25 protein-coding genes are annotated in these 22,356 nt (G+C 69.0%); 15 read left to right on the forward strand and 10 right to left on the reverse strand.

Going from position 1 to position 22,356, the window contains the following annotated elements:
• Positions 1 to 259: 259 nt before the first annotated feature.
• From ACFVBH_RS25025 to ACFVBH_RS25055, 7 genes are all read left to right on the forward strand, one after another.
• On the forward strand, positions 260 to 670 hold the full coding sequence (locus ACFVBH_RS25025) for a VOC family protein (protein WP_379004988.1): 411 nt from the start codon (positions 260 to 262) through the stop codon (positions 668 to 670).
• A gap of 269 nt (positions 671 to 939) precedes the next feature.
• Positions 940 to 1,374, forward strand: coding sequence for an NUDIX domain-containing protein (locus ACFVBH_RS25030; RefSeq protein ID WP_379004990.1), 435 nt, complete (start codon positions 940 to 942; stop codon positions 1,372 to 1,374).
• Positions 1,375 to 1,481: 107 nt separating this feature from the next.
• Positions 1,482 to 2,771, forward strand: coding sequence for a hypothetical protein (locus ACFVBH_RS25035; protein ID WP_379004992.1), 1,290 nt, complete (start codon positions 1,482 to 1,484; stop codon positions 2,769 to 2,771).
• Positions 2,768 to 3,556 (forward strand): hypothetical protein, encoded by a 789-nt coding sequence (locus ACFVBH_RS25040; RefSeq protein WP_379004994.1) that lies wholly within the window; start codon positions 2,768 to 2,770, stop codon positions 3,554 to 3,556. The genes ACFVBH_RS25035 and ACFVBH_RS25040 overlap by 4 nt, the downstream gene beginning before the upstream one ends.
• 272 nt (positions 3,557 to 3,828) lie before the next feature.
• Complete coding sequence (locus ACFVBH_RS25045; protein WP_379004996.1) at positions 3,829 to 5,064, forward strand: MFS transporter; 1,236 nt, start codon at positions 3,829 to 3,831, stop codon at positions 5,062 to 5,064.
• 144 nt (positions 5,065 to 5,208) lie between these two features.
• Positions 5,209 to 6,018 carry an IclR family transcriptional regulator gene (locus tag ACFVBH_RS25050; protein WP_379004998.1) on the forward strand — a complete coding sequence of 270 codons (810 nt, stop codon included), beginning with the start codon at positions 5,209 to 5,211 and terminating at the stop codon, positions 6,016 to 6,018.
• 154 nt (positions 6,019 to 6,172) lie between these two features.
• The gene (locus ACFVBH_RS25055; RefSeq protein ID WP_379005000.1) at positions 6,173 to 6,565 is read left to right on the forward strand and encodes a peptidase inhibitor family I36 protein; all 393 of its coding nucleotides are present in this window, start codon (positions 6,173 to 6,175) and stop codon (positions 6,563 to 6,565) included.
• 142 nt (positions 6,566 to 6,707) lie between these two features.
• Here the strand turns inward: ACFVBH_RS25055 and ACFVBH_RS25060 are convergent, their stop codons facing one another.
• The 3 genes from ACFVBH_RS25060 to ACFVBH_RS25070 form a co-directional block, all read right to left on the reverse strand.
• Positions 6,708 to 7,577, reverse strand: coding sequence for a GyrI-like domain-containing protein (locus ACFVBH_RS25060; RefSeq protein WP_379005002.1), 870 nt, complete (start codon positions 7,575 to 7,577; stop codon positions 6,708 to 6,710).
• 327 nt (positions 7,578 to 7,904) lie between these two features.
• Positions 7,905 to 8,999: a hypothetical protein gene (locus ACFVBH_RS25065; protein WP_379005004.1), complete on the reverse strand. Its 1,095-nt coding sequence runs from the start codon at positions 8,997 to 8,999 to the stop codon at positions 7,905 to 7,907.
• Positions 9,000 to 9,224: 225 nt separating this feature from the next.
• Complete coding sequence (locus ACFVBH_RS25070) at positions 9,225 to 9,626, reverse strand: hypothetical protein (protein WP_379005006.1); 402 nt, start codon at positions 9,624 to 9,626, stop codon at positions 9,225 to 9,227.
• A 141-nt stretch (positions 9,627 to 9,767) separates the two neighbouring features.
• Between ACFVBH_RS25070 and ACFVBH_RS25075 the strand changes: the two genes are divergently transcribed.
• Entirely contained in the window at positions 9,768 to 10,130 is a 363-nt protein-coding gene (locus ACFVBH_RS25075; protein WP_379005008.1) for a nuclear transport factor 2 family protein, read from the forward strand.
• Between the two features lie 114 nt (positions 10,131 to 10,244).
• Positions 10,245 to 10,478, forward strand: coding sequence for a hypothetical protein (locus ACFVBH_RS25080; protein ID WP_354984397.1), 234 nt, complete (start codon positions 10,245 to 10,247; stop codon positions 10,476 to 10,478).
• Positions 10,479 to 10,482: 4 nt separating this feature from the next.
• Here ACFVBH_RS25080 and ACFVBH_RS25085 read toward each other — a convergent pair whose 3' ends face one another.
• The 7 genes from ACFVBH_RS25085 to ACFVBH_RS25115 are packed head-to-tail and all read right to left on the reverse strand — an operon-like array spanning position 10,483 to position 16,151.
• Entirely contained in the window at positions 10,483 to 11,271 is a 789-nt protein-coding gene (locus ACFVBH_RS25085; RefSeq protein WP_379005011.1) for an acyl-CoA dehydrogenase family protein, read from the reverse strand.
• 2 nt (positions 11,272 to 11,273) lie between these two features.
• Positions 11,274 to 12,392, reverse strand: coding sequence for an acyl-CoA dehydrogenase family protein (locus tag ACFVBH_RS25090; RefSeq protein ID WP_379005013.1), 1,119 nt, complete (start codon positions 12,390 to 12,392; stop codon positions 11,274 to 11,276).
• Positions 12,389 to 12,805, reverse strand: coding sequence for a nuclear transport factor 2 family protein (locus ACFVBH_RS25095; RefSeq protein WP_354984394.1), 417 nt, complete (start codon positions 12,803 to 12,805; stop codon positions 12,389 to 12,391). Before ACFVBH_RS25095 ends, ACFVBH_RS25090 begins: the two co-directional genes overlap by 4 nt.
• Positions 12,789 to 14,009 carry an amidohydrolase family protein gene (locus ACFVBH_RS25100; RefSeq protein ID WP_379005015.1) on the reverse strand — a complete coding sequence of 407 codons (1,221 nt, stop codon included), beginning with the start codon at positions 14,007 to 14,009 and terminating at the stop codon, positions 12,789 to 12,791. The genes ACFVBH_RS25095 and ACFVBH_RS25100 overlap by 17 nt, the downstream gene beginning before the upstream one ends.
• Positions 14,010 to 14,013: 4 nt before the next feature.
• Positions 14,014 to 14,361, reverse strand: coding sequence for a hypothetical protein (locus tag ACFVBH_RS25105; protein ID WP_379005017.1), 348 nt, complete (start codon positions 14,359 to 14,361; stop codon positions 14,014 to 14,016).
• Positions 14,345 to 15,613, reverse strand: coding sequence for an aromatic ring-hydroxylating dioxygenase subunit alpha (locus tag ACFVBH_RS25110; protein ID WP_354984391.1), 1,269 nt, complete (start codon positions 15,611 to 15,613; stop codon positions 14,345 to 14,347). The genes ACFVBH_RS25105 and ACFVBH_RS25110 overlap by 17 nt, the downstream gene beginning before the upstream one ends.
• Before the next feature lie 4 nt (positions 15,614 to 15,617).
• Positions 15,618 to 16,151 (reverse strand): carboxymuconolactone decarboxylase family protein, encoded by a 534-nt coding sequence (locus ACFVBH_RS25115; RefSeq protein WP_354984390.1) that lies wholly within the window; start codon positions 16,149 to 16,151, stop codon positions 15,618 to 15,620.
• Positions 16,152 to 16,381: 230 nt separating this feature from the next.
• Here ACFVBH_RS25115 and ACFVBH_RS25120 point away from each other — a divergent pair, with 230 nt between their 5' ends.
• From ACFVBH_RS25120 to ACFVBH_RS25145, 6 genes are read left to right on the forward strand one after another with little or no spacing between them, the layout of a single operon-like run.
• On the forward strand, positions 16,382 to 17,764 hold the full coding sequence (locus tag ACFVBH_RS25120) for an ABC transporter substrate-binding protein (RefSeq protein ID WP_354984389.1): 1,383 nt from the start codon (positions 16,382 to 16,384) through the stop codon (positions 17,762 to 17,764).
• Positions 17,765 to 17,793: 29 nt separating this feature from the next.
• The gene (locus ACFVBH_RS25125) at positions 17,794 to 19,920 is read left to right on the forward strand and encodes an ABC transporter permease (protein WP_379005021.1); all 2,127 of its coding nucleotides are present in this window, start codon (positions 17,794 to 17,796) and stop codon (positions 19,918 to 19,920) included.
• Positions 19,898 to 20,686: an ABC transporter ATP-binding protein gene (locus ACFVBH_RS25130; RefSeq protein ID WP_354984387.1), complete on the forward strand. Its 789-nt coding sequence runs from the start codon at positions 19,898 to 19,900 to the stop codon at positions 20,684 to 20,686. Before ACFVBH_RS25125 ends, ACFVBH_RS25130 begins: the two co-directional genes overlap by 23 nt.
• Positions 20,683 to 21,510 (forward strand): ABC transporter ATP-binding protein, encoded by an 828-nt coding sequence (locus ACFVBH_RS25135; RefSeq protein WP_379005024.1) that lies wholly within the window; start codon positions 20,683 to 20,685, stop codon positions 21,508 to 21,510. The genes ACFVBH_RS25130 and ACFVBH_RS25135 overlap by 4 nt, the downstream gene beginning before the upstream one ends.
• Entirely contained in the window at positions 21,507 to 21,878 is a 372-nt protein-coding gene (locus tag ACFVBH_RS25140) for a hypothetical protein (protein WP_379005027.1), read from the forward strand. The genes ACFVBH_RS25135 and ACFVBH_RS25140 overlap by 4 nt, the downstream gene beginning before the upstream one ends.
• A complete protein-coding gene (locus ACFVBH_RS25145) occupies positions 21,850 to 22,158 on the forward strand; it encodes a hypothetical protein (protein WP_379005029.1) in 309 nt (102 codons plus the stop codon). The genes ACFVBH_RS25140 and ACFVBH_RS25145 overlap by 29 nt, the downstream gene beginning before the upstream one ends.
• Positions 22,159 to 22,356: the final 198 nt, after the last annotated feature.

Here is a 22,356-nt window from a genome sequence, read left to right on the forward strand (position 1 = left end):
GGTGGCTAATCACGCCGAGCAAACGTCACGCCATCTGCACGGTCCACATCTCGTCCGTCCAACGATCAGCTCATGGTTAGAACCGCGGCGGTTCTCGCTCCGGACCAGTGGTGCCGTCGCTGCGGCTGCGAAGGCGTGCCGCGGCTCCGCCCTCGGGTTCCGCAACCTGACAAACTACATCGCCAGATCACTCCGCGAGTCCGGCGGGTTCAGGCCGCAACAACATCCTCGAGTGGGATGAGATCTCTATCGTCGGTCCATGACCACTCGAATGAACCCCTACCTCAGCTTCGCGGGTGATGCCTCGGCCGCCCTGGCGTTCTACCAGGACGTGTTCGGCGGCGTTCTCACTATCAATCACTTCGGCGACTTCGGCACCGACGACCACGGCATGAGCGACCAGGTCATGCACGGCCAGCTGGAAACAGCGTCCGGCCTCACGCTGATGGCCGCCGACATGCTGCCGGGCGAGACATTGCGGCCCGGGAACAACCTCGCGGTCAGCCTCGGCGGGGACGACACCGAGAAGCTGCGCGGCTACTGGCAGGCGCTGTCGGACGGAGGGACCGTGACGGTCGAGCTGGCCACCCAGCCGTGGGGCGACGAGTTCGGGATGTGCGTCGACCGGTTCGGGACCTCGTGGCTGGTCAACATCGCCCGGGGCGGCTGACCTACCCGATCCGCGCTGCGCCCGGTCGGCGATGCCGCGGCCGGCGGCAGTCCCCTTGCGCTCGAACCTCGTCACCGGCCGCTCGGCCCAGCGGTCGGGGACTGTTGATCAAGCAGCGTATTGGTGGGTGAAGGAATCGTCGCAACCGAATCGCCGACGATCTACCCGAACCGCATCCGCATACGTTCTCCCACTGGACTATTGGATGGGCATCAGGCGCCACCGGATCAATCGTTACGACATACCTGGTAGTAGGAGGGACCGCTCGGATGCCCGAGAAGGTGCGTACGAACAAGGTGCTGGTCTACGTCGTGCGCGACGGCAAACTGCTGGTGTTCCGGCATGTGGACTACAGCTACGAGGAAGTCGGCATCCAGGTTCCGGCCGGCAGTGTCCGTCCCGGCGAGGCCCCGCGGGACGCGGCGTTGCGCGAGGCGCGCGAGGAGACCGGGCTCGGTGAGTTCAGGGTTGTGCGCAAGCTCGGCGAATTCGAGTACGACATCTCGCCGTATCGCTGGGAGATTCAGGCGCGGCACGTGTTTCACCTCGAGCTGTGTGAACCTGCCCCGGATCGGTGGGGCAGTCGGGAAGACCACGACGGCCGGGGAAGCCCGACCAGGTTCGAGTGCTTCTGGGTGCCGTTGGCAGCGGCGCACGTCCTGCAGTCGGGCCAAGGCGCCCTGCTGTATCGACTTTTCGAATGATCCGCGCCCTGTCATCGAGTTCGATCACCTGAGTGAATAAGAAAGTCCAAGGCTATCCTTCTCATCCGTCGCCGTGTTAGAACTACCGCGACGGCAAGGAGGCGGTTGTGACACGTCCGTATCGACTGATCATCTGGGGCCCCGGCGACATGGGCGGGCGGGCGTTGCGCACCGCGCTGGAGTCGCCCGATTTCGACGTCGTCGGGGTGAAGGTGTTCAGCCCGCACAAGCACGGCCGCGATATCGGAGAACTGGCCGGACTGCCGCCGGTGGGCGTCGCCGCTACCACCTCCAAGGCGGAAATCCTTGCCCTGGAAGCGGATTGCGTCGTGCACACCCCCACGACCCCGGCGCTGGTGCAGGGCGCGGACGCCGACGTGCTCGACCTGCTGCGTTCGGGGAAGAACGTGGTCTCGGCGGCGTCGTATCACAATCCCGCCATGGCAACCTGGCTGTCCGAATCACGTTCTCCGCTAGAGGTATTGGGGACCGTCTCGCGGATGCGGGTCACCGGCGGCGCCTTCGGGCCGCAGCTGCCCGCGGCGCTGACCGCGTTGCGAACCGCCATGCGAGTGGTGGATTCGAGCCCGGCGCGCCTCGCCCGGCCCGTCCTGGATCGGCTCGCCGCACCGCTGGTGGACCGGGCGATCCCGCGCCGGGCCTCGGGTGCGCGACTGCAGGCCGCGTGCGTGCGCGGCGGGGTTTCCCTGCACGGCACCGGATTGCACCCCGGGCTGATGGTCGAACAGGTGCTGCTGCGGCTGGCCGGGCTCCTGGACGAGGTCCGCGAGGTGAAATTCCTCGAGGTCGGAGACCTGTCCGCCGCGCCGGACGGCATGTGGGGCGGGCTGGCCAGTCTCGGGTTCGGGATGCCGCTGGACGCGGTCGACTCCGACCATGCCATCGCGCTCATGCAGCACTTCTATTTCGACGCCGTGCTCGCCAACGTGGCGCATTCCCTGTTCGGCGCGAACGCCGATCAGGTCCGGGTGGAACGGCACGTCTACCCGGTGCCCGCGCGCACGCGAGTGGTCGCGGGCGGCAGCGTGATCGAACCCGGCACGGTCGGGGCCATCCACATGAGTTACCGCGGGTACCTCGGCGATCGGCTGTTCATGACCAATGCCGAGTGCTGGCACGTGGGTCCGGGCAACGCCCACCTCGGGCCGGATCATCCGGTCAGCTCGTCCGGCGGGCACGTCATCACCCTGGACGGCGACCCCGCCCGGATCGAGATGCGCAACGAGTTGGACGAGGACTCCTACGACGGCGACTGGTCCGCGGTCACCGATATCTCGGTCAAAGCGATGCTCGATGTCATTCCGGCCCTGTGCGCCGCGCCGCCCGGTGTCGCGACGCCGGATCTGAGCCCCCGATTCCGTGTGGAGACAGCATGATCACGCCCATCGCGGTGCTCGGCGCCGGACCGATCGCCGACCGCTTCGCCAAGAATTCGGATGTCGTTGTCACCGAGCCGGATTCGGCGGCGGTGGTGATCCACCTGACCGCCGATGCGGACGAGGTCGTCACCCAGCTCCGCGCGGGCCGCGACGTCGTCACCGCGCTCGCGCTGCGGGCGCTGCCGGTGGACGAGGTGCGCGCGGCCTGCCGGGCGGGCGGGTCCACCCTGCACGCCACCGGCGGCTTCGGATCCGCGGTCGCGGCGCGGCTGACGCGTTCGCTCGCGGCCGCGGCACGCGAGATCACCCGGATCGAACTGATCGAGGAGATCGACGTGCCCGGAGACCCGGTGTTCCCGTGGAACACGGTGTCCGAGGACACGCTGCCCGCCTTCTACGCCGATGCCCTGAAGGTGTTGCACGAAGCGGCGTTCGGCGACGAACCGATCGAATCGCCGAGCGTCGCGATCACGGACTCCGGCGCCCTGCACACCCTCGGAGATCGAACGGCCTACCGCTCGATTCGCACCCACGGCGCCGCCGCCGTACCGCTGCGCTATCGCCTGATCATCGCCACCGCGGCCGGAACCTCCACCGCCACGGTAGATTTCCACCCGACCGACGCCCTGCACCCGGCTGACCACCTGACCTACCGGGAACTGCTCACCGCGATCGGCCCGATCCAGGCGGCCGCCCCCGGCATCGCCCGCCGCGACCTCGCCATCACCTATCTGCGCGCGGACGACCGACTGTCTGCGCCCAGTCCCGGGCACCGCGGCTGACCGTCGACGCCTGCCGGCCGGTGCACCCGAGACTGTCGACGGCTCGATGCACCGGCTGCGGGGAGACGCGTCGGCCCCCTTCTTCCGCCCGAAATCGTCTGTGCGACTGACCTGCGGCAGGCGCGGGCCGCACACGCGACCGGCCCGGTGCGCGTGCGGACCTATCGCACCGAGTCGCGTTGACACCTTTCTGCCCCGGCTCAAAGCCTTTCTGCGACTGAAGATCTCGCTCCTGGCGGACTCCGAGTAGTCGGTGTAGGCTGCCCGGTCCGATGAACGAGACAGGGGACGTCCCCGCATCGACCGCACCGCTCGGACGAAACCGCGAATTCCGGCTGCTGTGGATCGGGCAGGCGGTCTCGATGCTCGGAGCCCGCGTTGTCGCCGTCGCCACGCCGCTCGTCGTGCTGCGCTACTTCCACTCACCCGCGCTGGCCGGTATCGCCGCGTTCGTAGCGTTCCTGCCCGGCGTGACGATCCAGCTGCCCGCGGGGGTCTGGGTGGATCGCTGGGACCGCCGCCGGGTCATGATCGCTGCCGAATCGGGTCGGCTGATTGCCTTCACCAGCCTCGCCGTAGCCGGACTCGCGGGACTGTTCACGCCCGCGCACCTGCTCGCGGTGCTCCTGGCCGAGGGTGTCGCTCGCACCTTCTTCGGGCTGGCCGAGTTCTCCGCGCTGCCGATGGTCGTCGCCAGGACCCATATCACCACGGCCTTGTCCCGCAACGAGATACGCACGCGGGTGGCCACATTGCTCGGCCCGGGTGTGGCCGGGGTGCTCTTCTCGATCGGGTCCCTTCTCCCGTTCGTGTTCGGTGCGCTCTCCGCGCTCGTGGCCTGCTGGAGCAGCTATCTCCTGCGCGGACCGTTGACCGCGACCGCTTCGGCGAATGCACACCGGGGCATGCGTGACGACCTCGCCGAGGGCATGCGATGGATGCGCCGGAATCCATTCTTCCTGTGGTCGGCGGTGATCATTTCCGGCTACGGCATCGTCGGGATGGGATTCCCGCTGGCTGCCACCCTGCAACTCCAGGCGCTGGGCGCGAGCCCCGGCTACATCGGATTCGCCCTGGGCGCACTCGGATTCGGCGGTCTGATCGGTGCCGCCCTCGCTCCGAGAATCATTCCGCGATCGAGCACGTCGACAGTGATCATCGCGGTGCCCTGGGCCATCGGGGCGAGTCTGCTTCTGGCGACCGCGATGCCGACCCCGCTGCTGTTCGCTTTCTGGCTGCCCCCGGTGTCGATAGCGGCGGTCCTGATGAACGTCGCGCTCGGCGCAGCGCGTCTGCACGCCATCCCCGAGCATTTGCGCGCCCGCGTCGCCGGCGTCACCGGCATGATCTGCGCGCCGGGTCCGCTCGGCGCGCTCCTGGTGGGGTTCACGACCGCACTGTGGAGCACCCGCGCCGCGATGCTGGTATTGGCCTGCGGCATGCTCGTGGTCGCATGCGCGGCCCTCGCCTGTCCAGACTTGGGGGAAGTCGACCGGCCACCGACATGACCGGTCGTGGCAGCCGATCGGGCAACGTTCGTCAGCGGTCCGGTGCACCTGCGGAGGCACCGCGCCGAATCGCGTTGACACTGTTCTGCTCTGGTCTCACACTGACCGAGTCGCGGTCTCCTCCTGGGAGAGTGGTGGGTGCGGATGGCTGATGACCACACGGTGGTCGGGCGGGTGATGGCCATCGTCGACGCGCTGGCCGCGGCGGCCGAGCCGCTGGGACTGGCGGCGTTGACCCGTGCGACGAAGCTGCCCAAGCCGACGGTGCGGCGTATCGCCAACGACCTGGTGCGACAGCAGGTGCTGGAGTCGACGTCGGACGGATATCGTCTCGGGCCCCGACTGTCCTATTACGGTTCCCGCGCGGTTCGCGATGACCCGCTGTTCCTGGCGGCCCCGCCGTATCTGCGCGATCTGTCGTTGCGCGCCCACGGCGAGATCAGTTGGTGCGGGGCGTTTCGCGGCGGTGAGCTGGTGGTCGCGCAGCCGGTGTTCGGGCACGAGTACCGCGAGTTGGCGCTGCAGCACAAGTGGCCCTCGGCCACCATGCTCGGACCCAGCGTCGCGCTCACCGCCGGGGGCCGCTTGCAGACGGCGTTCGACCCGGAACTCAGCGAGCGCCTCGCGCACAGCGGATGCCGGCCCCTGACCCGGCATTCGGTGACGGCTCCCCGGGAACTGGGCGCGCTCTTCGAAGCGGCGCGGGCAACCGGTTTGGCGTACGAACGCGAGCAGGTCCTGACGGGTTGGAGCTGCGTCGCCGCGGTCATCCGCGACGCGAACGAGGTGCCGGTGGGTGTTCTCGGACTCATCGGCCGAAGCTCCTCATCGGCCCAGCGTTCCACCCAGCGGGCGCTGCTCGCGGCGGCGGATTCGATGTCCCGGGAACTGCGTTCGAGCACACGAGCCCAGCTCGCCCCTGGGCTGCCGGTCACCGATCGGCCGAGGTACTGACCCGTGGCCGTCGTGATGCCCCCGTGTCACTGAGTGATACGCCCGCACAAGCCGACCTGCGCGAATACCCCCGAAGGAATGTCGTTGTGCCGCAGCCGGATATCGGTGACAGCACGGGACAACGTGCACCACTTCGAATTCTGGGGAGTTCCCAATGTTCGCTCACACCATCCACACCCTGCGGTCGGCGGCCGTCGCGACCGGTGTCGCGATCACCGCGACGGCGGCCGTGCTGACCGGGGCCGCCCCGGCCTCGGCGAGCCCGGCCTATCCCTGTGCCGGCGGCCAGTTCTGCGGATTCGACCTGGCCAACGGTCAGGGCGACATGGTCGTCGGTCGCGGCAGCACCTGCGCGTTCTACGACATCGGCAGCGCCGGTTACGGCGACCGTGTCAGCTCCTACCGCAACCGCACCGGCTCGACGGTGAACCTCTACAACTGGACGGGCCAGCGCTGGCAGCTGCTCGTGTCGGTCCCCAATGACCGGCAGGGCAACATGCCCGCCTCGGTCGACAACCAGACGGACGCGGTCGAGATCTGCGCTTGACCCTCCCGGGTGCGAGCGAGGATCTCGCTCGCACCCACCGAGCCGGGGCTCACGATCGATCACGCCGGTGCATGCGGATGATCGACCGGTGCTCCGGCGGAGTGGCGCACTGCCGCCCGCCGCGGCAGTGCGTGCAGGCGAACTACTCCGGCTCGACGGGGAGCCACAGCTCGCAGGTAGCGGTGCTGAAGTCCGGTGCGCGGTCGAGGATCGCGACGATGGACGGGCCCGGCCGCAGCCGCCACGGATTGGAGGGAAACCAGTCGGTGGCGGTCGCGGCCCAGGTCTGCTGCAGGGTCTGCGGATGAGCTCCGGTGGTGCGGAAGACCGCCCACTTGCCGCCCGGAACATCGATGGCGTCGAGGTCGCCCGGAGCCGACGTATCCTGCTGGACAGCGACGCCGTGCAGGTAGGTCAGTTCACTCCCCTCGGTGCCGTCCGGGTCGACGTCGTCGCAGACCTGCAGCAGGCCGGCCGGGTCGGTGTCGCCGAGGCCCTTGAGCCGCGAATGCTCTTGCGGCGGAATAGCGTTGATGTGCTGCTGAATATGCGGATTGATGCCCTGGTGGATGAGCGGTACTCGGGCGGCGTGCCCGACGAGCCGGAATGCGGGCCGGTCGACGATGCGGGTGTCCATGGGGGTGCTCCCTTCGACGGTCAGGCGGAACCTGAGCTGCGGTTGTGTGCGAAGGGGGCCTCCGTCTCGGCGCACCTGACCCGGGGTGGCGCCGTGGACCGCCCGGAACGCCCGCCCGAACGCCTCGGTCGAGCCGTACCCGTGCCGGACAGCGATGCTCAGCAGATCCTCTTCGCCGCGCACGACGTCGGCGGCCGCGACGGTCATGCGCCGCCGCCGCACGTACTCCGACAGCGGCATCGCCGCCAGCGACGAGAACATCCGGCGCAGGTGGTACTCGGTGGTGCCGAGCGCACCCGCCAGTCCGCCGATGTCGAGTTCCTGGGTGAGCTGCTCCTCGACGAGATCGACGAGCCGGTTGAGTGCCGAGATCACGAGGCCTCCTTCCACCACAACTCTGGCGCGCGGCGTTCCGGTCGCGCCCGATCACAGCGATCCGATTCGATCATGCGTGTGCGGCCTGCGCGTCACTCGATGCGGGGTGTCATCCCGCTCCCGACCGGGCAACCCGACGACGACCTCACCCACCTCCGCGAGCCGGGGCGAACGGCTAGTGGTTCCCCGGCGATCGAGCCGACAGGAAACACACCGACCGCTGGAGCAACTGGTCCGTCGGTCGCCGCCTGCCCACGAGGGTCCTCGCGTGATGAGTGCCGATCCAGAAGACGGCGTCCGACGGCGAGTGCGGTGGACGACAGGTCCTCAGCTCGCCAGCTCGGCCAGGACGAACTGTTCGTAGGCACGGTGGACGTCGAGGTTGCCACCGCCGAAAACCGCTTCGACATGAGCTCTGGTGACCGCGCCGGTGGTGGCGGCGTTCAGCAACCGCGACGTTGCCTGCCGGACCTGGTCATCCGGCCGGTGGGTGATCAGCCCGGCGACGGTTTCGCAGACCGTGCCGTCGGTCCAGACGGCCGGAACCGCGTTGGAAAGCAGTGCGGCATCGGGTGATTGGCCGCGATACCAGTGTCCGCCGTCCCACCAGTAGGCGAAGTTCAGGCGGCCGTCGTGTGCGCGATCGTTCAGGACCGAGTGCGTGATCCATTCCGGCGCACCGGCCAGCGGCTGCGCGGGACCGTGATCGGTGGCGCCGCCGGACAGCACCGCCCGGTTGCGGGGCAGCCGCCGCAGGGTAGCGCCGCTGCCCGTGCGGCCTTCGAACGTCGCGGTGCTCGCCGAGACGATGCGGGGTCCGACGTCGGAACCGATCGCGACGAGGGCCGCCGCCAGCACGGTCCATCGCGTCCAAACCGCGGGCAGCGCATCGAATTTGGTGTCCGCGAGAGAGGGAACAACCGGGGCGGCCGGCGCCGCTGTCCGCGCGGTGGAGGGCTCCGGTGCCCGGAAGGCGGTGTAGCCGGACGCGCGGACCGGTTCGGGTGCGGGCGGAGGCGGCGGGAGTGCGGGCACGGGTGCGCGGTGGGGAGCCGGTGCGGGATGACCGAGCGGAGCGGGCATGTGGGCGCGGTCCGCAGGGCGAGCGGGTGTGCTCGGTGTGTTCTGTCGCCCTTTGCGGTCCGGGATCGCGCCCAGGATTCCGCCCACGACCAACAACCCGCCGAGTCCGATCAGGATGAAGTCGCCGTTGCCCTTGTTGTCTTCGACTTCTTCTTTGGTCTGCGAGCTGGATCCGCTCCGGCACAGATCCCCGGAATCCATCACCGTCCCGCCGCACATGGCCGGCTGCTGCGAGGCCTTGTAGACGATGAACCACAGCGCGAGCCCGCCCAGGATCATGAGCATGGCGACCACGAATACGCCTATGCCGCCGGTTTTCTGCTCATCGGTACTGCTCAATGTCCCCACCTGTCGAAATTCGGCCGACGATCCCCCCGGCGTGCCTGAGAGATCGTGCCATATCGCCGTTTCAGAGGGCTCGGGGACGACACCGTGCTGTCGTGGTACGGACATGAGCCGACGGACCTCGCGACTTTCCGGGTCGGTGAGCTAGTCGATATCGACGCCCGGGTCGATCCGGACCGTGCACCGCCCGGCCTGCGAATCCGGCAGGGCGCCGGGACGTTACCGGGGTTCGGTGATCGACAGCGCGCCGACGGCGGCCACCCAGGCGGCGGTGAGGTGGATGGCGGCGACGCCGTCGCCGGTGCCCAGGGCCCGGGTGAACGCCTCGTCGATCCGGTCCGACCGGATGTGGTCGATGATCAACTCGCTGTCGAGGTCCTCGTTCGGCGGCAGGACGGCCAGGCAGTCGAGGATCGCGGCTTGCAGCCGGCCCGGGGGCAGCGCGGCGATCAGGTCGCTGTTCTCGGTCAGCAGCGTGGTGGCGAAGGCGTTGATCACCTCGTGCAGGTCGTCGATGTGGCCGCTGTCGCTGATCGCGGTCCCGATCGATTCGACGCGGGTGCGGTCACTTTCGACGTAGGCCCCGACGAGGTCCATTACCAGCGTGTACGGCACGGTCATCGTGCCAGTTCAGCACATCGGTCCGCCCGGCTCCGGGCATTCGATCGCCCCTGACCGATTCGTCGGGATCGGCTGTGTCGTTTCGCTGTTCGCGAAACGCCGGGACGGGACGCGTCGGAATCGAGCTGGCACAGTGAAGGGATGGAGAAGGATTTGCGGGACGCCGAACGACGACTTCAGGAGGCGCAGCTGGCCGGTGACGTCGGGGCGCTGGACGAGTTGCTCGACGATCGGCTGATCTTCACCCTGGGTGCGGACACGTTCACCAAGGCCGACGACCTCGAGCTGCACCGGACCAAGGCCCAGGTCATGAGCAAACTGGTGGAAGAGGAACTGACAGTTCTCGTGGCGGGCACAACCGGGGTGACGTGGTTCCTCGGCACCGTCGAGGGCACCGTACACGGCGCACCCTTCGCGGCGCGGATGCGCTACACCCGCACCTGGGCACACGACGACGCGCACGGCTGGCGCATCGTCGCCGCCCACGCTTCCGTGCTCGAGTAATCCGCCGCGCCGGTTTCGCTCGCCGGCACCCAGATCGCCGGGCCACGACCGGGTGTCGCCACGCCGAACCGGAGCATCGGGCAGCTTTCGCGGCCGGTGCGCGAGAATGCGTCGATGGACACTGTCACCGTCTCGCACCTGCGGGAACTGCTGGCCGCGGCGGATCCCGATGCCTGCCTGGTCATGGCCGAGGGCCGCGTGCAGGTCGTACCGGCCGCCGACGCACCGGGTTTGGTGCTGATCGATCGCGACACGGTCCTGAAGCAGCTGGGACCCGACCCCGATCACACGGCGCTGCTCGACTACGCGGCCACGCTGGACGCGGAACTGCGCATGCAGGGCGGGTAGTCGATCAGGTCAGTTGCGCCAGGCGCGGGGCGTGGCCCAGCGTCCGGATCAGCGCTCCCGCCTCGCGGGTGAGTTCCCGGCTGCTGCCGAGCAGCCCGTCCAGCACCAGGGTCCGGCGCACGTGCCGGTGCAGGTCGTGTTCGGCGGTGAAGCCGATACCGGCCAGGACCTGCTGGCAGTGGCGGGCGGTGGTGAGGGCGGCCTGACCGGTGGCGGCTTTCGCCAGGAGAGCGCCCAATTCGTCGGTGGCGACGGACAGGGTGGCCTCGGCGGCCTCCAGGGCCACGAGGGACTCGGCCAGGCGGTGTCGGACCGCCTGGAACGAGGACAGGGGACGGCCGAACTGGGTGCGGGTCAGCGCGTGTGTTCGGGCCAGGGTGAGCATCGCGTGGCCGGTGCCCAGGAGCCACCAGGACAGGGCACGACGGCCCGGGGCCAGGGGGAGTTCCGCGCCGGTGGGGATCGGGTGCAGGGGTAGGTCGGGGTCCAGGGCATCGGGGCGGTGGCCGGTGCGGTCCCACAGGAGCCAGCGGCCGCCGGCGCCCGGGAGGGGCATCGTGCCGCCGAGGGGTTGACCCGCGGCGTGCAGCAGCACGTCGTTGAGAAGCGGTGCGTGCGTGCCGGTTTCGCCCAGGAGGCGGAACACCAGCGCGGTGGCGGCGTCGGGGTGCTCGATCAGCAGGTCGGGCCAGCCCGCCCCGGTCAGCGCCGCATCCACCGCGGCCGCGGGTGTGGATGTCAGGACCTTGCGGAAAGTCTCGGTGAGCAACCGGGTTTCGTCGGGAGCGAGCATCGCTACTCCTTGCCGAGGTCGAGGAGGCGGCGGGCGATGATGTTGCGCTGGATCTCGGCGGTCCCGCCGTAGATGGTGGCCGCCCGCGAGTAGAGGTATTCGGTCCGCCACACCGGGTCGTCGAATTCGATCGCGCCCGGGAGCAGTTCGCGAGCCGTGTCGAACAGGCGTTGTTCGGCGGTGGCGAGCAATACCTTGTCCACGGAGGTCTCCGGACCCAGGTGTGCGCCGGAAGCCAAGCGGTCCTGGGTGATTCGGGAGCGGCAGCGGGCGGCGTGCAGGGCCAGGTAGGCCGCGCCGAGTTCGGCGTCGTCGGGGATCGCGGTCTGTTCGAGCAGCCGGTCCAGGCGCGTGAACAGGTAGGCGATGCGATGCCAGAAGCACGTGGAGCGCTCGTGGGGGAGCAGGTCCATGGCCACGCGCCAGCCATCGCCGGGCGCGCCGAGCATGCGGTCCGCGGGGACCACGACGTTGTCGAAGTAGACCTCGGCGAACTCGTCCACCCCGTGCATGGTGCGCAATGGGCGCACGGTGATGCCGGGGGTGTCCATGTCGACCAGGAACGCGGTGATGCCGTCGTGGCCGGGCGCGGTGCGGGTGAGCAGGACACAGCGCGTGGCGTATTGGGCCAGGCTGGTCCACACCTTCTGGCCGTCGATGACCCAGCTGTCCCCGTCCGGGACGGCGCGGGTTCTGAGCGAGGCGAGGTCACTGCCGGAGCCGGGCTCGGAAAACCCCTGGCACCACTGTTCTTCCCCGGACAGCAGCCGGGGCACCAGGTCGGCGGCCAGTTCGGCACTCGCGTAGGAGATGACGGTCGGGGCCAGCACCTCGATCATCGAATAGATCCCGGGTTCGGCGAGATCGCGGGTCGCCACCTCCTCACCCAGGACCGCGCGCAGCACGGCGGGCCCGCCGAGCCCGCCGACCGCCACTGGCCAGCCGTATCGCATCCAGCCCGCCTCGTACAGCGCCCGGCGCACCCGCGCCAGCTGCGCGACCTGGGCGTCCAGCGAATGGTCCACCGGGGGAGTCAGATCGTTGGCGTCGAGCCAGGCGCGCACACCGTCCCGGAACTCGGTGACGGTGGGCGCGGATCCCGGTTCGGTTGTCGCGGTCATGCTTTCGAACGCTCGAAGGCGTGCGGGATGCCGGAGTCGTGCTCACCGCTGCGTCGGATGAACGTCATCCGGCGGGTTCGCAGTCGCCAGCCGTCCGCACCACGCTCGTAGGTGTCGGTGTAGTACCCGATTCGCATGTCGTGGGTGCTGTGCTCGACGAAACACAGCGGCTGGGTACCGGTCGCGGTGTCCCCGTCGATGTCGAGAACCGGTGTGCCGGTCAGGAAAAGCCCCTTGGGTGCCGCTTCAACCAGCTCCGGGAACTGGTCCAGGGGGTAGGTGTCACCGAAGGCGCTGTAGTTGCCGTCGGGGGTGAATACCGCCAGCACGCCGTCGATGTCGCCCTTGGTCATGGAAACCGCGTACCGGGCCAGCAGTTGCTGGAGTTCGAGCAGATCATCGGTTCTGGACATGAACCTTGCCGCCTTTCATCACGAAGCGCACATCCCGGGTGACGGTGATGTCGGCGATCGGGTCATCGGGCACCGCGATGACATCGGCCAGCTGCCCGGGCGCGAGCCGGCCGCGATCGGTGACCCCGATCAGTTCGGCGCCGCGTATCGTCGCCGCCCGCAGCACATCCAGCGCGGGGATGCCGCGCTCGACCAGGGCCACCAGCTCATCGGCGTTGCGGCCGTGCGGGATAGCGGGCGCGTCGGTGCCGACCGCGATCTTCACCCCCGCCTTGTACGCGGCCAGCACCGAAGTGCGTGCGCGCGGGAACATCTCGGCGGCCTTGGCCTGCAACGCGGGCGCGGCCTTGGACACATCCATGGCGTCGGCCAGCCGCGTGGTGGGCACCAGCCAGGTGCCGTGTTCCACCATCCGGTCGATGGCGTCGTCGTCGAGCAGGAATCCGTGTTCGATGCAATCGATTCCGGCGTCCACCGCGTGCCGCACCGCGTCCGCGCCATGGGTGTGCGCGGCCACCTTGAGCCCGCGCCGGTGCGCCTCGTCGACGATGGCGCGCAGCTCCTCGTCCGAATAGTGCTGCGCCCCGGGCGCTCCGGTCAGTGACATCACCCCGCCCGAGACGCACACCTTGATCAGGTCCGCACCGTGCTTGATCTGGTAGCGCACGGCCTTGCGCACCTCGTCCACGCCGTTGGCGATCCCCTCCTCCACCGACAGCGAGAGCACGTCGGGGGCGAAGGCGGAGAACATGGTCGGATCCAGATGCCCGCCGGTCGGGGTGATGGCGTGCCCGGCGGCGACGATGCGGGGTCCCTCGATCCACCCCGCGTCGATCGCCTTGCGCAGCGCCACATCCAGCAGGTAGCCACCGGTTTTGACGAACAGCCCCAGATTGCGCACGGTGGTGAAACCCGCGCGCAGGGTGCGCCGGGCGTTGCCCACCGCGCGCAGCATGCGCAGCGCCGGATCGTCGGTGACGCTGGAGGCCAGCCCGGTTTCTCCGCGCCCGCCCATGAGGAGGTTGACCTCCATGTCCATGAACCCGGGCAGCAGGATGACGTCCCCGAGGTCGAGCACGTCACCGGTCGCCGGACCACCGACCCCGGTGATCCGCTCGCCGTCGATGTGCAGCAGTCCGGGCCGGATGATCTCGCCGGTGTCGATGTCGAGCAGGCCCGCGGCCTTCAGCGTCAGCGCCGTCATCGCCCTAGACCACCGGTTCGGAGACGATGTCCACCCACGCAGCGCCGGAATCCGGCACCCGGGGCTGCTTCCACACCTCGACGGGGAACGACACCATCACCAGCGATTGCAGCAGGTGGAACAGCGCGCGCACCGGATCGGGCAGATCGTTCAACTCGAACTTGTCGATGTAGTCCATCGCCGGTTCGAGCCGCGGGAAGGCGGCGTCGTAGAACGCCTGCATCTCGTCCATGGTCGAGGCCAAGCGCTTGGCGTAGCGCTCGGGCTCGGTGGCCAGGATCCAGCCGGAAAACGGCTCCAGATCGGCGAATTCGTCCGGGAGCTGGGTCGTGGGCTCAGTTGGCGCTGTCATTGCGGTACTCCTCGACGATGCGCTGGGCGGTCTTGTGCAGGTGGCGAAGCAGGATTTCCTGGTCGTTGAGCGGGAAATCGGTGACCTCGCGGGTGGCGATCATGGTCTGGGTGGCCTCGAGGGTGTTCGCGTCCTGGAGCGCGTACTCCTTGAACGTCACCGCCGCCAGCTCCTGGGCCAGGCGTTCCCGCGCGGTGCGCGCGGGAACGAAGTACAGGCTGGCTTCGAAGATGTGCTTGTTCACCGCGGTCGGCCAGTAGTGGTAGGTGAGATACCAGCCGGGGGCCCAGCACAGCAGCGACATGTTCGGGAAGAACTCGAATTCGTCGATGCCCCAGGCCTTGTGGCGTGCCGGGTTGAGCCCGGTCGGCAACGGGTCCAGGCCCTCGATGTCGGGCACGTCCCACGGCCCGAACAGCCCGCTGCGCAGGACGCGTTCGATGGGCTTGACCATGTCCAGGTCCTTGGGCGGAGCCATACCGCCCCAGGACGAGATCATCGAGTGCGGTGCGGCGATCTCGTAGTGCAGTGCCTCGTAACCCGTTTGGGTGAGCTTGTCGGCCTCGTCCTTGACCGCCTGCTTCTGATGCAGGATCGGCGCGTGATAGAACTCGGCGAAGGCGTCGATGAAGAGCTTCCAGTTCGCGCCGATTTCGGACCGGTAGCTGTAGACCTCGGTCATCTCGGCGAACGGGTAGCCTTCGAGGCCCTTGGCCAGCGGGCCGAGGTACTCGTCCAGCGGCTTGGCGTCGGGATCGAGGTTGACGAAGATGAACCCCTCCCACACCTCGCAGCGCACGCTCTTGAGCCCGTAATCGGCCTTGTCCAGGTCGAAGAACTCCTTCTCCTGCTGGACGAAGGTGAGCTTGCCGGTGAGGTCGTACCGCCAGGCGTGGTACTTGCAGGTGAACTGGCGGCAGGTGCCGGCGGTCTCCTCGTTCGGGAAGTCGTCCCACACGAGCTTGTTGCCACGGTGGCGGCAGATGTTGTGGAAGGCGCGGACTTCGCCGTCGGTGCCCTTGACGATGATGAGCGAGGTGCCGACGCAGGCCAGTTCCTTGGTGAAGTAGCTGCCCCCGCGCGGCAGCCGGTTGATCCGGCCCACGTTGAGCCAGCTCTTGCGGAAGATGGCCTGCCGCTCGGCCTCGTAGAACTCCGGGTCGATGGAGTCCGTGTAGTCGACCGGCTCGGTCCCCAGTTCGGGATAGTTCTGGGTCCAGCTTCCCGCTGCCGGTTTGGTGAAGTGTGCCAACGCATTACCTTTCGTGGTGTTCGGGCTGTACACCGAAGCTGTTGAACGCCATGGCCAGCACGCTGTAGCCGCCGACGGTGAAGACGAAGTCCATGAGCTGGCGCTCGTCCAGGTACGAGCACAGCTCGCCCCAGGTGCGGTCGCCGAGGGCGTTGTGCTCGGCGAGTTCGTCCACCGCGGTCAGGACCGCCTGGTCGTAGGGGTCGGTGCTGACGCCGCTCTGGATGGCGGCGATGTCCTCGGGGGTGATGCCGGCCTCGGCCGCGATCGAGACGTGGCTGTCCCATTCGTAGGCGCACGAGCTGCGATGGGCCACGCGCAGCACCACGAGTTCACGGACCCGCGCGGGCAGGCTGGACCGGAACAGGACGTAGACCCCGAAACCGAGGAAGGCCTCGGTGAGGTCGGGATGGCGCACCAGTGTCGACATGGCCGGGCCCGCGCCGTCGGGGTGACGTCGATCGCGGGGGAGCAGCGCGCGTAGCGCACTGCGGGTCCGGTCGTCCCATTCGTCTGCCGGTAAGGGTGGCAGCCGCATCCGCACCTCCTGAGGAGAATCTGATTCTCATAAAGTGACTACTAGATTTCCACGGGTGTGTCATGCTGTCAACGCCAGGTGAGTCCGGTGCTCCGGATCCAGCCTGGCCGCCGCCACCCGGGCGGCGCGGCACCGTGGCCGATGCGGGACAGGATATTGATTCTCACTATTGGAGAATGTAATTTTCTCGAACGAGGTCCGATGCCGGGGCTCGCAGAGGAGGACACACGGTGAAACCGCGCCGAACACGCCGATTGCTCATCGCCCTGACGACGCTGGCACTGCTGGCTTCCGGCTGCGGGCGCGGCGACGATCCCGTCGCCGAGGAACCCACCGTCGCGAGCGCCACGTCCGGCGACTTCGGCGACCTGACCGGCGTGTGCGGGCCCGGTAGCGCGAAAGGCTCCACCGCGCAGGGGGTCTCGGACAGCGAGATCGAGATCGGCGTCTTCACCGACATGGGGTTCACCAAGAACCCCGAATTCTCCGAGACCGCCAAGGTTTTCACCCAGTGGTGCAACGCCGCGGGCGGCATCAACGGCCGCAAGCTGGTCGCGAACATGCGCGACGCCAAGCTCATGGAGTATCGCCAGCGCATGATCGAGTCCTGTCGCGAGGACTTCTTCCTCGTCGGCGGCGGCGCGGCCCTGGACGGGCTGGGCGTGAAGGACCGGCTGTCCTGCCTGCTGCCCGAATTCCCCGGCCAGGTCGTGCAGGCCGCCAACGCCGGCTCCGATCTGCAGCTCGCCGCGGGATCCTCGGCCGCCGGGCCGGTCAATCAGTACACCGGTTCCGAACACTGGCTGATCAAGGAGGCGTACCCGGCCTCGGCCGGTGCCGTCGGCTTCATCGTCGGCGATTCCCCCGCGGTCAAGCCGACCGCCGAGAAGATGGCGGCCTCGCTCACCGCGGCCGGCGCGACGATCGTCTACAACGACCTGTACCCCGCCGCGGGCGTCTCGGACTGGACGCCGTACGCGCAGGCCATCAAGGCGAAAGGCGTACGCGGGCTGATCTTCCTGGGCGACTTCCGCCAGCTCGCCAAGCTCGAGGACGTGCTCACCGGCATGGACTACAAGCCCGACTGGATCGACGCCAACAGCAACGCCTACAACCCCTCGTTCATCGAGGCCGCGAAGAACTCGCTGTCGGCGCAGAACAACATCGCCGATCTGAGCGAGATCGCGCCGCTGGATTCCGCGGACAAGGTGCCCGCGGTCAAGCAGCTGCGCGAGTTGTTCGCCAAATACGCCCCGGACGCGGCCATCACCTACCCGGCACTGCGCGGGTTCCAGAGCTGGCTGCTGTTCGCGAAATCGGCGACCGGCTGCGGTGATCAACTCACCCGCGCCTGCGTCTACAACGCCGCCCGCAAGGAAACCGCGTGGACCGGAGGCGGTTTGACCGCGCCGGTGAACCTGTCCACCCCCGCCAGCGAGCAGGTGCGCTGCTTCAACGTTCAGCGCGCGACCCCCGAGGGCTGGAAGAGCATCGACTTCAAGCCGGATACCGGGGTCTTCCGATGCAATATCCCGACCTTCCGTTTCCAGGGCGAGTACACCAAGGCCGTGACGCTGGCCGATGTCGGCAAGTCCCTCAGCGATCTGAAGTGACGGAGACGATCTGACGTGACGGGACACTGATGGAGCAGTTCATCGCCTTCGGCGTCGTCGGCCTGAGCACCGCGGCGATCTACGCCGTCATAGGCAGCGGTCTGGTGCTGACCTACACCACCACCGGTGTGTTCAACTTCGCCCACGGTGCGGCCGGCATGGTGTCGGCATTCGTGTACTGGCAGTTCACGATCGGCTGGGGCTGGCCGGTGCCGCTGGCGCTGATCGTGGTGCTCGGGGTGTTCGCGCCCCTGTTCGGGGTGTTGTTCGGCAAGGCCCTGGCCCCCACCCAGGGGCTGGGCGACGCCGAGAAACTCGTCATGACCATCGCGCTGCTCAGCGGGTTGATCGTGCTGGCGCGCTGGGTCTGGGATCCGAACGTCGCGCGGTCGCTGCCGACCTTCTTCGCCGATGTCACCCCGATTCGGGTGGGTGCGGTGACCGTCACCTGGCATCAGATACTGACGATGGCGGTCGCCGTCGCCGTGGCGGTGGGGCTGCGAATCCTGCTGTATCGCAGCCGGATCGGCGTGGAGATGCGAGCCACCGTGGACGATCGCGCGCTGGTGGGCCTGACCGGGGCCGATCCCCGGCGGGCCAACCGGTTCGCCTGGATCCTCGGGATCGAGCTCGCCGCGGTGGGCGGCATCCTCATCGCGCCGATGGTGGCGCTGGACGCCGCGCAACTGTCCCTGCTGATCGTGAGCGCCTACACCGCCGCGATATTCGGGCGCCTCCGCAATCTGCCCATGACGTTCGTGGGCGCGATCGTCGTCGGCTGCCTGGAAAGCTACCTCGCCGGCTATCTGCCGCAGAACGACTACCTGCCCGGATTGCGTTTGGCCGCACCGGCATTGCTGCTGTTGCTGGCGCTGCTGCTGTTCCCGCACGGCCGCCTGCGCGGTCGCGACCGGACCCTCGCCGCGGTGCCGCTGCCCACCTGGTCCGGCTCGGCCGCGTTCGCCGGGGTCGTGGCCGCACTGGGTGTGGTGCTGGCGACGGTGCTCGCCGAAGCCGATCTCATCACCTACGGTTCGATCTTCGCCTTCGGCGTCATCGCGCTCTCGTTCGTGCCGCTGACCGGGTTCGCGGGCCAGATCTCGCTGTGCCAGCTGAGTTTCGCCGGCATCGGCGCGGCGACCTGCGCGCAGGTGGGCGCGGCGGGGCAGTGGTGGGCGGTGCCCGCGGCCATGCTCGCCGCCGGTGTGGCGGGCGCGGTGATCGCGATCCCCGCGCTGCGGCTCTCGGGGGTGTACCTGGCCCTGGCGACCGCCGCCTTCGCGGTCGTCCTGGACCGCTGGTTGTTCAACCTGCCGCCCTTCGAGCTGTTCGGCGTCCGCGTCGCGCTGTTCGAACAGGGCTCGGTCTCGCTCGTCGGCCCGAGCCTGTTCGGGTTCACCCTCGACACCACCGCCGAGATCACCGTCTTCGCGGCCGTCTGCCTGGCCCTGGCCGGCTTGGCGGTGGTCGCTCTGCGCCGCAGTCGATTCGGCCGCCGTCTCATCGCGCTGCGTGACAGCGAGGCCGCCTACGCGACCCTGGGCGGCAATCCGCTGACCGCCCGCATTCTGGTGTTCGCGCTGTCGGCGGCCCTGGCCGGGCTGGGCGGCGCGCTCTACGGCATGCAGCAGCAGGCGGTGACGTCCGACCAGTTCGGCCTGGTGCCCGGCATGCCGATCTTCTTGATCGTGGTGATGGGCGGGCTCGGCATGGTCGGGGCCGGTCTGTTCACCGGCGCGGTGCTGGCCGGTCCGCTGGCCGCGATCCCCGCGCTCTGGCCCGCCCTGTCGAACCTGGCCCAGGTACTGCCCGCCGCGGGCGGCATCGCCTTCGGCGGCGGCGTCCTGCGGACCGGGGCACTGGCGAGCATGCGGTCCGAATGGCTGGGCACGCTGCGTGATCGGCTCGTCGCGCCGGTGCTCGCGCTGGCTGTCGCGCTGTGCTGGATCGCCAACGTAACCGATGTGATCGACGGCTGGTCCTTCACCGGCGGAGTGGTGCTCGCCGTCATCGGCGCACGACTCTGGCACGCCCGCCGCGCCCGCCCGCCGGAGCCGGAAACCGTTGCGGTGCCGGTGGAATGGTGGGGCGTGCGCAAGCCCTGGACGCCCGAGGACAGGGAGGTACTCGATCATGCCGTCGCCACCGCACGCTGAGACCGGAACCGCGGACGCCACGACGATCACCGCGCCGCAGCCGATCGTGAGCCAGGACGCACACCTGTACGTCGAGAACGTGACCGTCGCGTTCGGCGGGCACCGTGCCCTCGACGGCGCGGGTCTGCACGCCCGCAGCGGTGCGGTGACCGGGTTGATCGGACCGAACGGGGCCGGAAAATCGACCCTGTTCGACGTCATCTGCGGACTGCGCGCTCCCGGCTCCGGTCGCGTGGTGATCGGCGGCCGCGATGTCACCGGCCACGGTCCGGCCCGCCGGGCGCGGCACGGCCTGGCCCGCACCTTCCAGCGCCTGGAACTGTTCGGCCGCTTGACCGTTCGGGACAACCTGCTGGTCGCCGCCGAACTCGGACCCGAGCGCCGGCGCGCGGCCCGCGCGGTGGACGACCTGCTCGAACGCCTGGGCCTGACCGCCCTGGCCGATACCTCGGCCGACGAATTGCCCACGGGCACCGGCCGTCTGGTCGAGGTGGGCCGCGCCATGGCAGCTCGCCCGAGCCTGGTCCTGCTCGATGAGCCCGCCGCCGGTCAGGATCCGAGCGAAACCGAGCGCTTCGGTGCGCTGCTGCGGTCACTGGCCGCCGAGGGCACCGCGGTCCTGCTGGTCGAACACGACATGGGACTGGTCATGGAGGTCTGCGACGAGCTGTTCGTCCTGGACCTGGGCACGGTCATCGCCGCCGGCCCGCCCGCCGCGGTGCAGGCGAACAAGGCTGTCATCGCCGCCTATCTGGGGGAGATATGAGTTCGCGAGCGACGACCACCGCCGGATCTCCGGGCGCGGTGGCGGTGAGCGAGGAGTCGGCCACCGGTGCGTCGGCCGACGCCATCGAGAGCAGTCCTCCCACAGCGATATCGGCGGAAACCCCGCTGCTGGAACTGCGCGGTGTGCGCGCGGCCTACGGGGCGATCACCGTCCTGCACGGCGTCGATCTGAGCGTCGCGGCGGGCAAGGTGGTTGCCCTGCTCGGACCCAACGGAGCGGGCAAGACCACCGCGCTGCGGGTCGCGGCGGGCATCCATCCGGTCACCGGCGGCGACGTAGTCCTGGGTGATCGCGTGGTCACCGGGGCGGATCCGCGGGACCTGGCCCGCGCGGGCGTCTGCCTGATTCCCGAGGGCCGCGGCGTCTTTCCCAATCTCAGCGTGCTGGACAACCTGCTGATGATGACCTTCACCGGTCGTTCGCGTGCGGAGATCCAGGAGACCGCGTTCGCCCGGTTCCCGATTCTGGCCCGGCGCGCCAACCAGATCGCGGGCACCATGTCCGGCGGCGAACAGCAGATGCTGGCGCTGGCCCGCGGGCTCGCCACCGATCCGGCCGTGCTGCTGCTGGACGAATTGTCCATGGGCCTGGCGCCCCTGGTGGTCGGCGGGCTGTACGAGCAGGTCGCCGAGATCGCCCGGCAGGGCGTGGCGGTGCTGGTCGTGGAACAGTTCGCGGCCGCCGTCCTCGACATCGCCGATCACGCGGCCGTGCTGGTGCGCGGGCGGGTCGCCGCGCACGGGCGGCCCGACGCCGAATTCCGCAACGACCTCGCAGCCCACTATCTAGGAAGTACGACATGACCGAGTCCCGCGCGGACCGCTTCGTCCGCGAACTCACCGACCTGAAGATCCCCGATCCGGCCGCCGGGCGGGCCCGGCTGTGGCTGCGCACCGGAATCGCGCTGATGGCGGCGGGTCTGGTGCTCGCGCTGTCCGCGTACTTCCTCTCGCACGGCACCAAGAACCCGCTGACCCAGCGCGACGCCATCACCCTGGCGCTGGGCGGGGTGGCCACCAGCGTGGTCGGTTCGGCGATCTTCCTGCGCTACTCGCTGACCGAATTCCTGCGCTTCTGGCTGGCACGACAATCGCACGATCTCGCCCTGCTGGGGGATCGACTGGCGGAGAAGGAGATTCACGATGACGACATTGTCTCTGCGACCCGGTGAGCAACTGGCCAGCGCGGTGTGCGCGACCCGAGTGGTCGTGGTGCGCACGCCGGGCGCCGAACCGGTGAACCTGACCTGTGGCGGTTCGCCCATGGTCGCTGCGGCCACGGCCGAGCCGAAAGACGATGCGGGCCAGGCGGTCACGCTGATCGGCAAGCGCTACGTCGACGCCGCCGAACAGGTCGAGCTGCTGTGTACGCGCTCGGGCAGCGGCGAACTCGCGCTCGACGGCGTGGCCCTGACCCTCAAGGCCGCCAAAGCACTGCCCGCCTCGGATTGAGCGCGGGCCCACGGACATCGCGCCGATCACGCCGGGCAGTTCGCCCGGCGGGCGCGGAACACATCCCGGTGCCTCCACGTGCCGGGATCGATGACGGCCGTCGTCGGCGCGCCGCCGCCCCGGGGTACAGGCCGGTGCGGTTCGGACGCGTTCGGCCGTCGAGATGAGCCGCCGATGCGGGCGGACCGGCAGACTCCG

This window comes from Nocardia sp. NPDC057668 (assembly GCF_042799795.1).
In the GTDB taxonomy this organism is placed as follows: Bacteria; Actinomycetota; Actinomycetes; order Mycobacteriales; family Mycobacteriaceae; genus Nocardia.

Bases quoted from the DNA above. Each gene is read 5' to 3' on its own strand.
- ACFVBH_RS25090 (WP_379005013.1), bottom strand. From the start codon at position 12,392: ATGACCGCGACAACCGAACCGGGATCCGCGCCCACCGTCACCGAGTTC.
- ACFVBH_RS25055 (WP_379005000.1), top strand. From the start codon at position 6,173: ATGTTCGCTCACACCATCCACACCCTGCGGTCGGCGGCCGTCGCGACC.
- ACFVBH_RS25075 (WP_379005008.1), top strand. From the start codon at position 9,768: ATGGAGAAGGATTTGCGGGACGCCGAACGACGACTTCAGGAGGCGCAG.
- ACFVBH_RS25045 (WP_379004996.1), top strand. From the start codon at position 3,829: ATGAACGAGACAGGGGACGTCCCCGCATCGACCGCACCGCTCGGACGA.
- ACFVBH_RS25025 (WP_379004988.1), top strand. From the start codon at position 260: ATGACCACTCGAATGAACCCCTACCTCAGCTTCGCGGGTGATGCCTCG.
- ACFVBH_RS25135 (WP_379005024.1), top strand. From the start codon at position 20,683: ATGAGTTCGCGAGCGACGACCACCGCCGGATCTCCGGGCGCGGTGGCG.
- ACFVBH_RS25080 (WP_354984397.1), top strand. From the start codon at position 10,245: ATGGACACTGTCACCGTCTCGCACCTGCGGGAACTGCTGGCCGCGGCG.
- ACFVBH_RS25070 (WP_379005006.1), bottom strand. From the start codon at position 9,626: ATGACCGTGCCGTACACGCTGGTAATGGACCTCGTCGGGGCCTACGTC.
- ACFVBH_RS25105 (WP_379005017.1), bottom strand. From the start codon at position 14,361: ATGACAGCGCCAACTGAGCCCACGACCCAGCTCCCGGACGAATTCGCC.
- ACFVBH_RS25095 (WP_354984394.1), bottom strand. From the start codon at position 12,805: ATGTCCAGAACCGATGATCTGCTCGAACTCCAGCAACTGCTGGCCCGG.
- ACFVBH_RS25145 (WP_379005029.1), top strand. From the start codon at position 21,850: ATGACGACATTGTCTCTGCGACCCGGTGAGCAACTGGCCAGCGCGGTG.
- ACFVBH_RS25030 (WP_379004990.1), top strand. From the start codon at position 940: ATGCCCGAGAAGGTGCGTACGAACAAGGTGCTGGTCTACGTCGTGCGC.
- ACFVBH_RS25115 (WP_354984390.1), bottom strand. From the start codon at position 16,151: ATGCGGCTGCCACCCTTACCGGCAGACGAATGGGACGACCGGACCCGC.
- ACFVBH_RS25040 (WP_379004994.1), top strand. From the start codon at position 2,768: ATGATCACGCCCATCGCGGTGCTCGGCGCCGGACCGATCGCCGACCGC.
- ACFVBH_RS25125 (WP_379005021.1), top strand. From the start codon at position 17,794: ATGGAGCAGTTCATCGCCTTCGGCGTCGTCGGCCTGAGCACCGCGGCG.
- ACFVBH_RS25130 (WP_354984387.1), top strand. From the start codon at position 19,898: ATGCCGTCGCCACCGCACGCTGAGACCGGAACCGCGGACGCCACGACG.
- ACFVBH_RS25140 (WP_379005027.1), top strand. From the start codon at position 21,507: ATGACCGAGTCCCGCGCGGACCGCTTCGTCCGCGAACTCACCGACCTG.
- ACFVBH_RS25085 (WP_379005011.1), bottom strand. From the start codon at position 11,271: ATGCTCGCTCCCGACGAAACCCGGTTGCTCACCGAGACTTTCCGCAAG.
- ACFVBH_RS25100 (WP_379005015.1), bottom strand. From the start codon at position 14,009: ATGACGGCGCTGACGCTGAAGGCCGCGGGCCTGCTCGACATCGACACC.
- ACFVBH_RS25050 (WP_379004998.1), top strand. From the start codon at position 5,209: ATGGCTGATGACCACACGGTGGTCGGGCGGGTGATGGCCATCGTCGAC.